Raw genomic sequence first — 15,232 nt, 5'->3', positions numbered from 1 at the left:
CAAATTTGCCATCGAGGGCGATCGCAATGCCAAAGAAGAAGCGGCCCATCGATCTATCGGACCCCAATCTCTCGAGCCTTATCCTGCGGCTCGCCATTCCATCTATTGTTGGCTTATCGATCAACGCGTTACACCAGGTCGTCAACGCGATCTTTGTTGGCGCACTTGGCACGCAGGCGATCGCAGCCGTCAGCATGACCTTTCCGATCGTGGTCCTGCTCACGGCAGTCGGACAAGGGATTGGCGTTGGAACAGCGTCTTTCATATCTCGTCATCTTGGCGCTGGTGAGTACCTTGAGGCGAGTCGTGGCGCCAGTACTGCACTGGCGCTCGCCGCTCCGATCGGCATCATGTTTACCGCCGCTCTGCTTCTAAATCTGCGAGGGATCTTCGTAACGCTGGGGGCCACGCCAACCATCATGCCTCTGGCGCTCGACTACGCGACGACGATTTTGTTCGGGTATACCCTGATGCTTCTGAACATCGTCAACGGCTTCATTGTCCGAGCCGAAGGCAACACACGATTCAGCATGTGGACGATGATGACCGCCTTCATACTGAACGCCGCGCTTGATCCTGTCCTCATATTCCTGCTGGACCTCGGCGTACGAGGCGCAGCTCTGGCAACGCTGGTATCTCAGATCGCTGCTATTAGCCTCTATATCGCGTATTTTACAAAGCTACGCGGGATGGTCCTCGTCAGGATGTCTCACATCTCGTTGCGAACAGCTCGCATCAGACAGCTCGCGCTCATAGGAGCGCCGGCGACCATGACCAGTATTTTGTCCGCCATTGCCTCTATGCTCTTGTACGGAGCTGCTGCGCCGTTCGGCGACGATTCCATCGCGGCAGTGGGAATAGCTGTGCGATTGCTGGTGATCGGCGCACTGCCTATCACCGGCTTCTGCATAGGTTCTCAAGCTGTCCTGGGGTTCGGTTGGGGCGCACGAGACTTTGCTCGGGTATTGAAGGCTGCGAAGGTCATGCTCTCCGTGGCTTTTGCTCTTTCCGTTGCATATTCTGCGGCCGTTGTGATTTTGGCCCGACCTTTGGTCAGGCTGTTCAGCGATAGCGAGAAGGTCACGGAAATTGCGGTCTCAAGCTGCATCGTCTTCCATCTCTTTTTTTGGCTTTTTGGTATTCAGAGCTTCGTGACGACCATGCTTCAGTCGTTCGGAAGGGCACGTCTCAGTGCGGTTGTGTCCTTGGCGAGACAGAGCTATCTCTTCATACCGGCCGTACTGTTATTCCCGGTCATATGGGGTTTCAAGGGGCTGTTGGCCAGTCAAGCATTCGCTGAGCTGGGCGCCGGAATGATCGCGCTGTTTGTCATGTTCAACCAGTTCGCTGAGCTACGACGGCACCCGGCTTCAAGAGCGATCGAGATGACGAGTTGACCTGACAACGGACATCATCGCGGCCAGAGCATTGAGCCCACATGGCCGGCAGGTGTTGCGATGCGAGAAAGTGATGAGCGTAACGTGCACGAGTCATGGAGCTATAGTAGCGGTCTTGAGCGGCGGTGCTTGCGATCGAGCCCTCAGCTGCTGCCGTCGAATGTTGTTGTGCGAACCTGTCCCGGTACTTGGAACGGCGGAGCTGAAATCCTGCCCTCGGAAGAAGGAGCCGTGGCCACGGCCGTCGACAAGAGAAGGAACGAGTTTGCGGTCGGACGTGCCTGTGCAAGAGCAGCGTTGTCCGAGTTAGGCGTTCCTCCTTGCCCGATCCCCAGCGGCCTACACCGTGAACCCCTTTGGCCGCCAGCTGTGGTTGGGAGCATAACGCATTGTCCGAGATTCTGCGCAGCAGCTGTCGCCATCCGCGCGAGCTATCATTCAATTGGAATTGACGCAGTGATCGACGAGGCGCTGCCACCGGGTCTGTTGGCATACATCGCAGTCGACGAAGAGCAATCGTGGCTCACCGGTGCCCCCGGGGACATCCATTGGGATCGGCTGCTCTTCAGCGCCAAGGAGAGCATTTTCAAGGCGTGGTTTCCGCTCACCCGGGCGTGGCTGGGGTTCCAGGACGCTATGGTGACCTTTAGTGCAAATGATCATGCATTCTGGGCTCGCCTTTCTCGTCCCCTACCGCATACTTGCGGCGGCACGCGTGAGCTTCGCGGTCGCTTTATGCTCGCGGACGGGCTGATTTTCACTGCTGCCTTGGTTAAGTCGAGGATCCAGACAACGCCCTGAAATGTGACAATGGTTCTGGAACCTGGCGAGGGTGAACAACACCTCGTATTGGCTCTAAAGAGAGCCGTTGGGGGCAGGAGCGTGGCCGGTCCTTGATGATCGGCTTTTGGGCGGTGACACTCGCACCCATGGCGATGAATATGCGACTTGAGGATAGTTGGAGAGAGCGGAAAAACCGAGACTTGTTGGATCGTCTCACCCGCGAGGTGCAACGCTGGATGCGCGCGAGTGGGGGCGGAGCCGCAAGTCCGAGCATAAATTGTTCGCTCCCCTAACGCCCAGCATAAGCCAAAATCGTCTACTTGATCTTCTAGTTCTTGACAACCGCTGCGGCCGTCGCACATGAACCGCGAAGGTCCGCTCATAGTCCTTCGCGAAATATAGCGCCGGCGCATGATCTCCGTCACTTTGTAAGCGAAGCCGACATCATATAGGAGCACGGCCCAACTGCTCGACTCCGCGTCGAGAACAATCTGGATGAGAGGCGCCTTTCGCAGTCCTGACTTGATGTCCGCCTCCCCCATCGGCTAGATGGACTGGCTTCAACTCGGAGATACTGCATTGGCAATAGGTACTGTGAAGTGGTTTAACGCGACCAAAGGATACGGCTTTATCACACCAGACGATGGAGGCCCGGACATCTTCGTGCACATTAGTGCCGTCGAGAAAGCCGGTTACAATGCCCTCGCGGAGGGCGCCCGAATTAGCTATGAGCCCAAGACCAGCCGCTCCGGGAAACCCTCCGCCGAAAATCTCCGAGTTGGATAGGCTCCTCGGTAACGACTAGAAATGAAGAGCCCCGCCCCGGGAGAAAAGGGGCGGGGCTGCTCCCCTGTGCAGACGGGAATCACGCTGCCGAGAAACACCTCACTACTCGTGCAACCCGCAACGCTCGTTTTTCGCCGGGTCACAATTCTCGCTGTGACATCGGGGTGCTCTAATTTTCGACCTTTGGTGGTCTTGCATTGTTGCGGACATTGCCCAAGGCGAATTCAGAAAGCTGCGCAGCCAGCTGGTCTTCTTGGACCCTGCAAGCTGGCAAGCATCGAAACAAGCACCTGGATTGTCAGGCTCGGCAGTTCAAGATAATTCTCTTCGTCTCGGTGATTCCTGCCTGCAGCGCTCCAGATTGCGCTGTACGCGCGTCATTCCCGATGGTTCATGGCACTACTCGAAGTCATGATTCATGCAGAACCCTTCTCCGAGTTCGGCAAACGCCTTTTCGACCACGAATTGCGCGGGCTCCCGTCATTGCCTTCAACAAAGCCCTTCGCGTTCAGCAGTTCGCGGGCATCGCGCACCAGCGCAAGGCTTTCGCAAATCATGACACGGACATGCTGCGGATCGAGCACCGGCAGCTCGATCTCTGTACACAGCTTGCCTGACGCAATCAGATCGGTGATCCGAGGCCGAATTCATTCTTGGCAGCCCCAAAAATATCCTCCACAGCCCAGCGATGACCTCCACCGCCACCAGCTTGGCCATCGGCGTGCCCTTGGGACACCAAGCGGAGAAGAAGCATATCACCAGCGGCGATGTTGCGGCGGATCAAAAGCCTCGTGTCCGTTCCCCGGGAACGGTTTCGGCCTCGAGATCGGCCAGTTCGACGTAGGCCCAGTCGTGTAAACGCGGCCCTTTGGCTCCTTCGCCGGACGACAGGCGTCGCCACGCGGTCCCGGGAAGGCTGTGCGCATTCGTGGCGGCGGTGCAGCTGACAAACTGAGGCTAGCCCCAGGAATGGCGCACGCGATTTGCAACGACGCCCAGGATAGCCCTTGCCCGCATTGCGAAACAACGCTTCGATCATTCCCGTGCCATACACGGTGTCGGTCGCGACGAAGGAGAATGGCACCTTCGCGGCGATCGCGCGCGTAATCATCCGACGAGCGATCTGAGGTTTGGTCGCAAATACCACATTGTTCGGCACATGCGCCGCCTTCAGCCGGCGGCGATCATGCGTCCATTCCTTTGGTAAATAGAGTGCTCGGTCGATGAAGGCATGACCGTGCCGCGACACATGGGAAGCGAACACCCCGATCTGCCAGTTCGTGATCTTACCCGCCGAGCCCGTGTACTGGCGCGCAACTCCGCAATAGACGGCCTGGACCATGTCTAACAGGAAAACTCCCGCCAGCCCTTTGCACGCACCGCACAGGCGGGACATTCACCGCAGCCAAACCCCCAGTCGTGCCGGGCACCGCGTTCGCCGAGATAACAGGTGTGTGAGTGCTCACGGATCAGGTCGACCAGTTCCGCTCCGCCGAGCTCGGAGCCAAGTCGCCAAATCGCCGCCTTGTCCAGCCACATCAGCGGCGTGTGTAGATGAAAGTCCCTCAACATGCCATGGTTGAGCGCATTGTTCAGCGCGCGGATGGTCACGTCCCGGCAATCGGGGGCGCAGGAATGATCTTTCTCGCACATGCCGCCAACGATATGAGAAATCCGGCGCGGGTAGGCGAGCGCCGCGGCAAAGGTCAAAAAGATCAGATTGCGGCCTGGCACGAACGTGTTGGGCATCCCGTCCGCGCCTATCTCGATCGTCATCTCGCGGGTCAGTGCGGTCTTTGATATCGCAGACAGTGTGGGGATCTCAAGCGTATGCTTGTCGCCGAGCTTGCTCGCCCAGTCTACGCGCAGCTTCTTCAATCCGTTCAGCAACTGATCGCAGCAGGTCAGCTCGATCGCATGGCGTTGGCCATAGGCAAAGCCGACGGTCTCAACCCGGGCAAAGCGCGACAGCGCCCAAGCGAGGCAGGTGGCGGAATCCTGTCCGCCAGAAAACAGAACCAGCGCGGCTTCGGATGTGAAATCGGTCATTGAGAGGATTCGCTTACAATGTGAAGAGTTGAGATCAGGCGCGCTTGGCAATGGCGAACAACGGCAAGAAGCCTGCGATAAATGCCGCTTTCCCTTCATTGAGTTCCGACTTAGAGGACGTAATTCATGATCGCCTCTAAGATGAAGCCGCAGAACGCTTGAACGTGCACGGGTTTCTACCGCACGCCGAGAAACTTATGCGTCTGAATGCTGACACGCCAGTCGCGCGCGGTCGCCTCCTGAATGCACAGCTTCGTCGCCTTCCGGCTTTGGCTCAAGGGCTGCAGCCATATCATCGGCATGAATTCGCGCGGGATGTTGAGGGCCAGGAGCTTCTCGATATCAGCAGGCTTGCCCACGCAATGTTTGATCTCGTTGCCACGCCGCAGCGCTTCATCCAAAACAACGAGCCCGCCGGGCATGCCAATTTTCGGGCTGATGGTCACCCACGTGCAGGGGTGCACCTGAATGGCATGGGTGCCCGATGTCTCCACCTGCACCGAGAAGCCAGACTTGATAAGTAGCGTCGTCAATGGCTGAAGGTCGTACGCTGCGGGCTCGCCGCCCGTGATCACGACATGCCGAGCCCTAAACCCCTGCACGGCGAGCAGTATTTCCCTCGGCGACATCATAGCCCAAGTGTTGGTGTCCTCGACCTTGGCCGTGATCTCGGCTATCGACACTTGGTTTGCTGGATCTGCGACCCATGTGTGCTTGCTGTCGCACCAGGGGCAACGAACTGGGCAGGCCTGTAGCCGCAGGAACACGGACGGCGTGCCGCTCTTGCAGGCTTCGCCTTGGATAGTTTCAAAGATCTCGTTGACCGGCAGCACGGCTCGTTCCCCGATAGATCGCGCTGTTCGCACCGTGCTCTTTGACTTCGACAGATGCAAGCCGGCAACGCGGAGAAAGTCGCTCTGTCAGCAGCCACTTGCTCGCGATGCCGTAGACGTGCTCGGCAAACTTTTCGCAGCCGACAGCGGGTAGCACAACGATATCCGCGACGCCGCGTCGCGCCGCCTCGTGGAACCATTCAAGCTCCGGATCGTCCGCAGCTACGACGGTCTTATGGTCAAACGTGTCTTCGAGGATCGCTTTCAGCTCTTTGAGGCCGCCAAAATCCACGACCCAATTCTTGTCGTCTAGGGTGTCGGCCTCGAACTCGAAGCGAAATGATAGCGAGTAACCGTGCAGCAGACGACAGTGTGACAGCGCGCGCCACTGGCGAAATGTAGCGGATAGTCCGATTTCATGACCGTATGTCTTCGTCGATAGGTACGTCACGGTTGATCCTTGACCAGTGTCATAAATTCGCTGCGCAATGTCCTGTCGTCGCGGAAAGCACCGCGCATGATGCTGGTTATCATGATGGTGTCATCCTCGCGGACACCACGCCAGATCATGCATTGGTGCTGCATCCTAACGATGACGGCCAATCCCTTCGGCAGGATACGTCGTTCCAGTTCGTCCGCCAGCATAACTGCGGCCTCCTCCTGGATGTGCGGGCGCGACATGATCCAGTTGGCAAGGCGCGCAAACTTGCTGATACCGATCACTTTTTCGCCGGGCACCACGCCGACCCACATGCGGCCAGTCATGGGTACGAGGTGATGCGAGCACGTCGAGCGCACGGCAATGGGACCCAACGTGTAGAGTTCATTCAGGCCGCTCGCGTTCGGGAAGTCCGTAACCTCCGGCGCGGGCTCAAAGCGCCCGGCAAAAACCTCGCGCACGTACATCCTGGCAATGCGCTTCGCGGTCGCTTTGGTGTTGTGGTCGCGGCTGGTGTCGATAACCAGGGCTTCCAGCACACCCTGCACGTGCCGCTCGACCTCGGCTTGGATCACCTCAATGTCACCAGGCAGCAGGTATTCTGCGATATTGGCGTTTGCCGCAAACGACGCGCCGGCGTCGCGCAGACGTTCACGAATTGCTTGCGTTGAGCTCATCAGAAATCCTGTGCCGGGAGCTTCGCTTTTAGTTTGCGTGAACGACATGGTCTGCGATCGTCGTGAAGAACAATGGAGGGACCCGCGATGGACAAAGCTTCAATTGGGGAAGTGCCTTACCGGGCAGTGTTTAGTATCAATTTGCATAGGATCGAGAACTTTCATCTTTCCTGCGTCGTTGACCGAGAGACCAGGATTGCCAAACGGTCCTTTTTAGTCTCTCTGCAATCAGCATGCCGCAAAAGCATCTGTGCGAGACTTGCTTGAGGAAGAGAAAATCAATGCACTGTGCCGCGCCTGCCGATCATTTGCGGCCTTCGTGTCAGGATTCAGACATACACGCCGACAAGCGGACACGATTGAGGCGCCAGCAAAAGCAGCAAAATCTTACCCGCCCCGAAGCCATCAGACGGTTAATAGCCCTGTGATTGGCGCGAAGAACCGATGAACGGGACGCCCAAACGCATCAGGGTAGAGGATGTCGCCCGAATTGGCGAGAACAAGAGAACTATACAGGCAGCTCGGGGCGAAATTCCTGACCCGGGAAAGCCATTCAAGGCTTGGACATTTGACGAGGTCAAATTGCGCACGTGGATCGCCAGCAAGGAACGCGCTCATCGCCTGACCAAGCCAAGCGACGTAGTCTCCCAGGTTCGGGCACCAGTGAACCAGACGCCTCGCTCAGAGATTTTTGCCTGTCGAGCGATTCCACCCCATGATCGGCCTAGGTGAATTCACTTACAAAAAGGGACGTGAAATCTACGGCGAGAAGGAAGCCGCCGAGTATGTCCGTCAGGTCGAGCGCGGCGCGGTGCGGAGCTATAAATTGCGACGGTCGCCGCCCGATCGGCGCATTTCATTTGGACGGCGACATCTTTGGACGCGAGAACGGTGAGACACATCGATTTACCGCAGAAGCGGTGGTCAAAACCACTGTTCGCGTGATGAGACGGGCAAGCCTTGAAGTGGCCGCCGACAGTGATATCGTTGTCTGGCGTAACCTGCTCGGTCTGACAACCGACAACCTGCAGCACGCCAAAAACCATATGCTGTTGCTGGGACGCAAAAACCTCACTTGAGAGGCTGCCGCGTTCTTGTTTAGATGGATGGGCGGCTATCCGCCGCCGGCGTAATTTCGCTACCGATGTCCCGCCGCGATATCGCCGACTACCTTGGCTTGACGCTCGAGACAGCGGGCGGTGTCGCAACTGGACAGGGCGGGCATCCTTCATTTTATGGGGAATTCCTAACGCGCGATCGTGATCCTCGATCGACAGTCCCTTGCGCTTTTCGACCTGGAGGCACGATCAATGAATAGGCATAAGGGGGCAGAACCGATTTTAGCGAGAGCAGATCACGCGGGTACCAGATGCGATCGGCGCAAAAGCTCTCTCTAATCAGAGAGCGGGCAATGTTTGCGCGCCCGAGGTGGGCGGCTCCCAAGCTGCTCGATTCGTCTGTAACGCTCGGATAGCTATCGGCAAGCTCGAGGGACTTTTTGGCCTTCGCGCATAATACGCGCTGGAGCCGAACACTTCGCGCGCATGCTCGTAGTCCGACCTGATCAGATGACTGCGCAATGAAAAGTCATACTAATCGCTGCGTCAAACCTAAGTATGATTTTAGAAATTCGTCATCAAGCCTACTTGTCGTCCAGGATGCTGATGCAAGCTCTTTCCAGCGTCAGGAGGGCGCATATTGTCTACGCCTATGATTTCCGTCGTCGATGACGACACGTCGGTCCGCTTTGCGATAGAGAACCTTTTAAGATCGCGCGACTACATCGTCCATACATTTGCATCGGCTGAGAAGTTCCTGCACTCACCCCAGTTGAGCGAGACATCCTGTGTGATTGCGGATGTGCAGATGGCGATGATGAGCGGCTTGGACTTACTGAGAGAGATGCGGGCTCAGCGATACGACGCGCCATTCATTTTTATGACTGCCTGCGGTAGTGACCGCATTCGCACCTCTGAGCTGAATCGGGGAGCAGTTGGGCTACTGGCAAAACCCTTCGCCGGCCATACGTTGTTCAAGCACCTCGATGCCGCACTGGAGCAACACCGCGATGACGCCGATGCCTTAGACAACGAGCCATCCGCTCAACTTTAGCTCTACGCTGATCGCCCGATGCAAGGTCATGCGGTTTCGCATTGCGAACCGACGAGGCTCATCTGAAATGGGTAAGGCAGTGCGCAATGAGAAGATCGTCGAAAGGATGGAATAGAAGAGCTCATCCCCGGTGTATGCTCTCGATCATCGCGAAGAGATAGCTATCTGGCCTCAACCGCAGATGGGGCTGAGGCCGGCGTGTTGTCCAGAAACGCAGTTGAGATGGCGGTTGAGCTTGCGCTTCTGGCTTTGCCGTTTCAACCTTCGCGCTACAAGTCTCAGCCGGAAATCCAACGGGGCCTCGGCTTTCTTTCGTGCCTATGCAGCCGCGCAGGCTGGCTTTCGAACGCTTCCATTCGGCGTTGACCGTTGCGGCGTGTAGGTAGTGAGACTCGTCAGCTCTACGCAAGTTTAGCGATCGGACGTGGAGCGTATCGCACGCTTTGCCCCAACGAGCACCCGGTACTCTGGACGTTGCGCAAGCTGCACAAGGGGCCATACGGCGGCCACGCCAACACTGCTGCATAGATGGATCGCCCGATCATTGCCAACGCAGACGGCGACATGGGCACCCGAAGCGACGCTAGTCCTAACGGGGAAAGCAGATTGCCACTACGTGACAATCAATCGGCCGTCGGCTCTGATCATCCGCTGACCCCTGCTCGTCATCCGAAAGCTGACCTCGCAGGTGGAGGAACGATCCCCATTTGATAGCGCTAACGTTGCGATAAATTGCATTCAGCCTCGATATTTGTGACTAGAAAGATTGAATGCTCGGGAATGTAGATGCTACATAAGCTGAAGCAAGGATAGCTCCGAATGGCAGAACCGGTACGGCCCGTGCCGCCACAGGTCACAAGCGATCCTTTGGCCCGCACAAAGCTGCTGGCTGAGAAGCTGGCAACGACGCTTATTGACGAGGATGTTTCAGACGCAACATTGGCCATTGCGTTTCTCACGGGCGGCGTCATCAATCATTACGCCCGCGATGCCGTGGAGGCCCATGAGCTGTTGGACAAAATCCGGCAGCTTGAAGACCGGCTGCTTGCAAGAACGATGAAGGCTGCTCCGCGTACGCTGCAATAATGCTTGCTCGATGTGCGGATCAATTCGCGAGGAGGCAAAAGGCGCGCCCTTTCCTACGCGTCGACGAGGCCACATGCTCTTGGTGTCTTATGAACGACGATTTCTATCGGGCGCGAGCGTCCCTGGTCCGCGAGATTGCTGAGCGAGCTGATCCGTTCACGAAGCAACGTCTCTTGAAGCTTGCCGATCAGTATGAAGTTCGGGCAGGTAACCCATCATGCGCTTCACGCTCCATAGCGCGACCTATTCCGCTTCCGTCGTCGCACAGTCGTAGTAAGGCGTGAGCGGTATTCCACGACTGACGGGCAGCACATCAAGACGTGCGTCCGACACAATCGCAGTCATACCAAAGTTACATCCGACGATCGCACCAGGCATGTTGGCCATGCACAAATTGCAACAATCCAGAGACCGCCGGCCTGGTCATACCGTTACTGCGTCTTTGGCAGCCTTGAGAGGTGATGCCCTAACTGATTTGCTGGCCGGCTTCGCCGCGAATTCCATCGGCTCCTTCGTAAAGGGATCAACTCCGGTGCGAGCTTCAGTAGCGGGCTTGTTCACGACCGACATTTTGACGAACCCTGGAATGACGAACTCACCTGACTTATTCAGCTCATTATAGCCTACAGCCGCCATCTGCTCGATGACGGCCTTTACGTCAGCCTTGGAAATGTTCGCTCCTTCAGCAATCGCGTAAATAAGCTGATTCTTCGTCATCTTAGCCATGATGCATTCCTTTGAGAGGCGCAGAAGCTTCAAATGGTGAGCTATGCCGACTCGGTTACCTTTGTTTGAGCAGCGCATACCCGCAAAGATCGGTTTCCGTTGGCGTCGAGTTCAGTGAACTTACAGGCTTACTACCTAAGGATGAGTTCGAGTGAGTTTCCGCCATCCCGATCGCTTCTTAACATCAGGGCGGATTCCACCAATAGCTTTTTCTGCGTCAACTGATCGACACTGGGCGGGCGGCCTTTAGCCGCATCAATCTAACGGTCGACAATTCGTGCACCGCGTGACCATTGAGTCATCGGCGCGCATACGCTACCCGATAGGCCTTATCGTTAACGGTTGCGCTCGCCGGCTTGGCGGCGGCTCAAGCAAGCCATAGACCGCCATAACGAACGGAGCCAGGTCCCACGAGAGGGAATGATCGTCGACCGCCGATTTTGCTGCAAACCCACGTCGGCGCCACCAGCCCGCCTACGTGACAGAGTTGATCTGAGGCCGGCAAATTGGACCATTTTTGGCTAGAGTTTTTCGCATCGATTCCCCGGCTGGGAGGAGCGAACAACGATGAAAGCCTCGAAGTTTTCGGACGCCCAGAAGGCGTTCATCCTGAAGCAGGGCCATGATGGGGTTACAGTGGCGGAGATCTGCCGCAAGGCCGGAATCAGCCAGGCGACCTATTTCAACTGGAAGAAGAAGTATGACGGGCTGCTGCCGACCGAGATGCGGCGGTTGAAACAGCTCGAGGAGGAGAACGCCAAGCTGAAGAAGCTGGTCGCCGATCTCAGCCTCGACAAAGAGATGCTGCAGGACGTGATCCGCCGAAAGCTATGAAGCCTGGCCGCAAGCGCAAGCTGGTCGACGAGGTTTGCGGTGAGTGGCAGGTCTCGATCCGCAAGGCTTGCGAAGCCCTCGAGTTCGACCGGTCAACCTACCACTACAAGTCGCGTCGCTGCGGCCAGGCAGCCCTCGAAGATCGCATCAAGGCGATCTGCCATGTTCGCGTTCGCTACGGCTATCGCCGTGTTCACGTTCTCTTGCGCCGCGAGGGATGGCGCCACGGCCAGAACAAGACACGTCGCATCTATCGCGAATTGGGCCTGCAATTGCGCAACAAAACGCCAAAGCGCCGGGTCAAGGCCAAGTTGCGGGATGATCGCAGGCCTGCGACGCGCTCGAACGAGACCTGGGCGATGGATTTTGTTCATGATCAGTTGGCGACGGGACATAAGCTGCGCGTGCTCACGATCGTCGATATTTTCTCCCGCTTCTCACCGGCGCTGCAGCCACGGTTCACTTTCCGCGGCAGCGACGTCGTGGCGATACTGGAAAGGGCCTGTAAGGAAGTGGGATACCCGGCGACGATCCGCGTCGATCAAGGCAGCGAGTTCGTGTCGCGCGACCTTGACCTTTGGGCCTACCAGCGCGGCGTCACGCTGGACTTCTCACGGCCCGGCAAGCCAACCGACAATGCGTTCATCGAAGCCTTCAACGGTCGCTTCCGGGCCGAATGCCTCAACACCCACTGGTTCCTCAGCCTTGCGGACGCCCAGGAAAAAGTGGAGACTTGGCGCAGATACTACAACTGCGCATCAGAACACCCATCTGGCTATGTGATTGAAGAGAAGAGATTTTGTTGAGCGGGATGCGATCCCGCGGGGTATTTTGGGTTCTGTCGCGCTCGTTCGGCGATAGATTGAGCAGCAGTTGTTATCAGCCCGGTGCGGGCGAAGATCCAAGGACCATCCGGCAGAGGATGGATGGATTCGATCTCGCCGGCTTCAGCGGCCAGCCGGAGCGTCTTGGGCGCGATCTTCAGGAGCTTTGCGGCGTTGCCAAGGTTGAGCCATGGCTCGATCCCGTCCTCGGCGGGCTTGAACACCGGGATGTGGTAGTTCGAGCGCATTGATGTGACGCGCTCGCGAGTCCAGCGATTGCCGTTACCGGTCTTGAGGCCGTTGCGATTGAGGAGGCCGGCAATCAGATCGTCGCTGGCGATCAGCACCAGTTGACGCACGGCTTGGACGATGTCGGCAGAGGTGCTGTTGCGCTGTCCGCGCCGGCGCTTCGGCAAGCGCAACTCGCTGTGGGCGCCCCCCACCCAATGGACGATGAGAACGATCTCCGAGACTGCGTCATCGATATCGGCCACGACCTCATGGATGAGGGTGCGCACAATGCGCTTCTTGAGGCGAGCATCCGTCGTCGGCGCATCCCAGACCGTTTTGAGGTTGGAGGCCAGAACGCCGAGCGAGGCTGGATCAGCAAGGGGGGCAGGCGTCGCCGCATCATGCTTGGCGATCTTGGCCTCAACCTCCGCCGCGTGAGCGAGCGCCCTGTTCCAGCGGGCTTCCAGCTCACTGGCCACCAGCCGGTTCGCGGGATCAGCGGCATCGTATTGCCGGAAAGCCCTGTCGGCGGCATAGCGCGCCGCTTCGAGGTCGCGACTGAGAGCATCGCGTACCTGATCGCGCCGTTCCCTGGCTCCCTTGGCGGCAGCGGTTGCGGCGGCGACAGCGCCCGGACCGACGATTCCAAGCAGCGATTCCTCGATGGCGTCATCGACGCGCAGTCCGCCGAAGGCGATGCAGTGGGCCCCGCCATTATCCATCCAGGCACGGCTGCAGCTGTAGCGCGGGATATGGTTTTCCATCCCGGAGTACCGGAGTGTGAGCTTACGACCGCAGCGCTTGCAGCGGATCAGACCGGCCAGCAACGCGTCACCATGCTTGGGCGCGCCGTGATGCCGACTGGTGGGAACATTGCTGCTGACCATGGTGCGAATCGCCTCGAACTTCTCCCAGCTCACATACCCTTCGTGAGTGTTGGGCTTCAGCGTCAGCCATTCGTTCCGCGCCTTGCGGCGGATCTTCACGCTCACGCCCGCGGCGCTGTATCCCGCCGCCACGGCCGTCTTACCATAGGCATAAGCGCCGCCGTAGACCGGGTTCTCAATGATCCGGTGGATGGTGGAGTAATTCGGTCGCCGCCAGGCCGTGTCGCCGTTGGTCTGCTTCACCGGCAGATCGAGATTGTGCTCGTGGAGCCAGCAGAGCGCCTGTCGCGCACTGCCCAGTTCTTCGACCTTGTCGAACACCAGCTTGATCGCTTCCTGGACACGCCGATCCGGGTCTTTCTCATAACGGTCGCCGGCCTTCACGAAGCCGACGGGCGCTGTCACAACCAACTCGCCCCGACGCGCCTTCTCGTAGCGGGCCGAAAGCGAGCGCTGGCGCAACAGATCCAGCTCGTACTCGTTGAGGCTGCCCTTGAGCCCGAGCAGCAGGCGGTCGTTGCCGTGCCTTGGCGCATAGATGGTCTCTTGATCGACCAGAACGGTATCGACCACGCGGCACATCTCGATGAGTTGCTGCCAATCCCGGCTGTTGCGGGCGAAGCGCGAGACCTCGCGGGCGCAAACCGCACCAACCTTGCCGAGGCAAACCTCCGCCACCATTCGCTCGAATCCGGCGCGCTGTATGCCGCCGGCGGCTGAACGACCGAGATCATCATCGATCACTTCAATTTCTGACCACCCGAGTGCCGTCAGCCGGTCTCGCATGGCGTATTGCAGCGCGCTGCTCTCGCGATTGTGCAACACCTGATGGGCCGAAGATTGACGCACGTAAAGAATCGCCTTGCGCTCCAGATGATGAGGCCTGACCTTGTCAGAGATCATGATCGACCTCCTTCGCGCGCGGCGTCGCTGTCATCGCAGCATGGTCGAGGATCAACTGCGTCATCAGGCTCGTGAGCGCTGCCCGCGCTTCTGCTGGCAGATCCAGCCATGTGGGCGCGCCGATGGCGCCGTTCGACAGGCCACTCCCGAACAGATCCATCTGATGCTGCGGCCGCGGTTGTCGATTGTGTCGGTATCCGCTCCCTGGCACTGCCGTCTGCCGTGACATGAGTCTCTCCCGGATTCTGGTCGTGAGAGGCTCTGGATGCGCCAGAAAGCAGGGCAGCTGATGGCGTTCGATCCTTCAACGCCAGATCGAGAAGCGCAGAGAGCGCCGCAAGTGCGTCGATGCCGACAAACGGCTGAGCTGTCAAAGGCTCGGCGTCAGGGCATGCTGCCCGATCGAACATCCATGCTGGAACCTCCAACCATCGATCCGCTTGCGATCCATCCAGCGAGCAGCGGAAAGCGACATCATCAGTCTTCTCGACCCTTCCATGAACGCAAACTCGACGACCAGACCAGGGATGATGTCGATAAAGAACCTCGCGAAGAACGGTCCTGTGGGCGTTCTCAAACCTTGTTGTACAACGACACACGACCACACTCACGGCTCGGATGGAGGACGCCATCCGAGTTCGCCACCACCTGCCATCCGCGGCGGG

14 protein-coding genes and 2 pseudogenes are annotated in these 15,232 nt (G+C 58.2%); 7 read left to right on the top strand and 9 right to left on the bottom strand.

Annotated features, from left to right (window positions below; all coding sequences use genetic code 11):
* Positions 1–26 precede the first annotated feature (26 nt).
* The 3 genes from AOQ71_RS29960 (at position 27) to AOQ71_RS44045 (ending at position 2,966) form a co-directional block, all read left to right on the top strand.
* Positions 27–1,397 carry an MATE family efflux transporter gene (locus tag AOQ71_RS29960; protein WP_057754535.1) on the top strand — a complete coding sequence of 457 codons (1,371 nt, stop codon included), beginning with the start codon at positions 27–29 and terminating at the stop codon, positions 1,395–1,397.
* A gap of 60 nt (positions 1,398–1,457) precedes the next feature.
* A complete protein-coding gene (locus AOQ71_RS49810) occupies positions 1,458–2,198 on the top strand; it encodes a 4'-phosphopantetheinyl transferase family protein (RefSeq protein WP_083514593.1) in 741 nt (246 codons plus the stop codon).
* 561 nt (positions 2,199–2,759) lie between these two features.
* Complete coding sequence (locus AOQ71_RS44045; RefSeq protein ID WP_083514595.1) at positions 2,760–2,966, top strand: cold-shock protein; 207 nt, start codon at positions 2,760–2,762, stop codon at positions 2,964–2,966.
* Between the two features lie 416 nt (positions 2,967–3,382).
* On the opposite strand, the gene AOQ71_RS45485 is transcribed toward AOQ71_RS44045, so the two are convergent.
* The 6 genes and pseudogenes from AOQ71_RS45485 to folE form a co-directional block, all read right to left on the bottom strand.
* On the bottom strand, positions 3,383–3,550 hold the full coding sequence (locus AOQ71_RS45485) for a hypothetical protein (RefSeq protein ID WP_157083687.1): 168 nt from the start codon (positions 3,548–3,550) through the stop codon (positions 3,383–3,385).
* Between the two features lie 53 nt (positions 3,551–3,603).
* Positions 3,604–4,290: pseudogene (locus AOQ71_RS44040) on the bottom strand (IS701 family transposase); the annotation flags it as partial.
* Positions 4,291–4,310: 20 nt separating this feature from the next.
* Positions 4,311–5,015, bottom strand: coding sequence for a 7-cyano-7-deazaguanine synthase QueC (gene queC / locus AOQ71_RS29950; protein ID WP_057754532.1), 705 nt, complete (start codon positions 5,013–5,015; stop codon positions 4,311–4,313).
* Positions 5,016–5,191: 176 nt separating this feature from the next.
* Complete coding sequence (gene queE, locus AOQ71_RS29945; protein ID WP_057754529.1) at positions 5,192–5,848, bottom strand: 7-carboxy-7-deazaguanine synthase QueE; 657 nt, start codon at positions 5,846–5,848, stop codon at positions 5,192–5,194.
* Positions 5,823–6,299 (bottom strand): 6-pyruvoyl trahydropterin synthase family protein, encoded by a 477-nt coding sequence (locus AOQ71_RS29940; protein WP_057754526.1) that lies wholly within the window; start codon positions 6,297–6,299, stop codon positions 5,823–5,825. The genes queE and AOQ71_RS29940 overlap by 26 nt, the downstream gene beginning before the upstream one ends.
* Complete coding sequence (folE, locus tag AOQ71_RS29935) at positions 6,296–7,012, bottom strand: GTP cyclohydrolase I (protein ID WP_057754522.1); 717 nt, start codon at positions 7,010–7,012, stop codon at positions 6,296–6,298. The genes AOQ71_RS29940 and folE overlap by 4 nt, the downstream gene beginning before the upstream one ends.
* Positions 7,013–7,659: 647 nt before the next feature.
* Here folE and AOQ71_RS29930 point away from each other — a divergent pair.
* The 3 genes and pseudogenes from AOQ71_RS29930 to AOQ71_RS29920 all read left to right on the top strand — a co-directional run bounded on the left by AOQ71_RS29930 (position 7,660) and on the right by AOQ71_RS29920 (position 10,162).
* A pseudogene (locus AOQ71_RS29930) lies at positions 7,660–8,214 on the top strand (cyclic nucleotide-binding domain-containing protein).
* Positions 8,215–8,674: 460 nt separating this feature from the next.
* Positions 8,675–9,076 carry a response regulator transcription factor gene (locus AOQ71_RS29925; RefSeq protein ID WP_057754518.1) on the top strand — a complete coding sequence of 134 codons (402 nt, stop codon included), beginning with the start codon at positions 8,675–8,677 and terminating at the stop codon, positions 9,074–9,076.
* 819 nt (positions 9,077–9,895) lie between these two features.
* A complete protein-coding gene (locus AOQ71_RS29920) occupies positions 9,896–10,162 on the top strand; it encodes a hypothetical protein (RefSeq protein WP_157083686.1) in 267 nt (88 codons plus the stop codon).
* Positions 10,163–10,585: 423 nt separating this feature from the next.
* Here the strand turns inward: AOQ71_RS29920 and AOQ71_RS29915 are convergent, their stop codons facing one another.
* Positions 10,586–10,888, bottom strand: coding sequence for an HU family DNA-binding protein (locus AOQ71_RS29915; RefSeq protein WP_057754511.1), 303 nt, complete (start codon positions 10,886–10,888; stop codon positions 10,586–10,588).
* 567 nt (positions 10,889–11,455) lie between these two features.
* Between AOQ71_RS29915 and AOQ71_RS29905 the strand changes: the two genes are divergently transcribed.
* A protein-coding gene (locus AOQ71_RS29905; RefSeq protein ID WP_157083685.1) for an IS3 family transposase occupies positions 11,456–12,528 on the top strand; the annotation gives its coding sequence in 2 pieces (ribosomal slippage) (positions 11,456–11,717 and positions 11,717–12,528; 1,074 coding nt in all).
* Here the strand turns inward: AOQ71_RS29905 and AOQ71_RS29900 are convergent.
* Both AOQ71_RS29900 and AOQ71_RS29895 read right to left on the bottom strand, forming a co-directional pair.
* A complete protein-coding gene (locus AOQ71_RS29900; RefSeq protein ID WP_057754500.1) occupies positions 12,498–14,567 on the bottom strand; it encodes a recombinase family protein in 2,070 nt (689 codons plus the stop codon). The two genes, AOQ71_RS29905 and AOQ71_RS29900, sit on opposite strands and share 31 nt — an antisense overlap.
* Positions 14,557–14,727 (bottom strand): hypothetical protein, encoded by a 171-nt coding sequence (locus tag AOQ71_RS29895; protein ID WP_202802520.1) that lies wholly within the window; start codon positions 14,725–14,727, stop codon positions 14,557–14,559. The genes AOQ71_RS29900 and AOQ71_RS29895 overlap by 11 nt, the downstream gene beginning before the upstream one ends.
* Positions 14,728–15,232 lie beyond the last annotated feature (505 nt).

The sequence above is a fragment of the Bradyrhizobium manausense genome (genome assembly GCF_001440035.1).
Lineage (GTDB): Bacteria > Pseudomonadota > Alphaproteobacteria > Rhizobiales > Xanthobacteraceae > Bradyrhizobium > Bradyrhizobium manausense.
The sequence above is the reverse complement of the archived record's forward strand: the minus strand, read 5'-3'. Positions and strand labels throughout refer to the sequence as shown.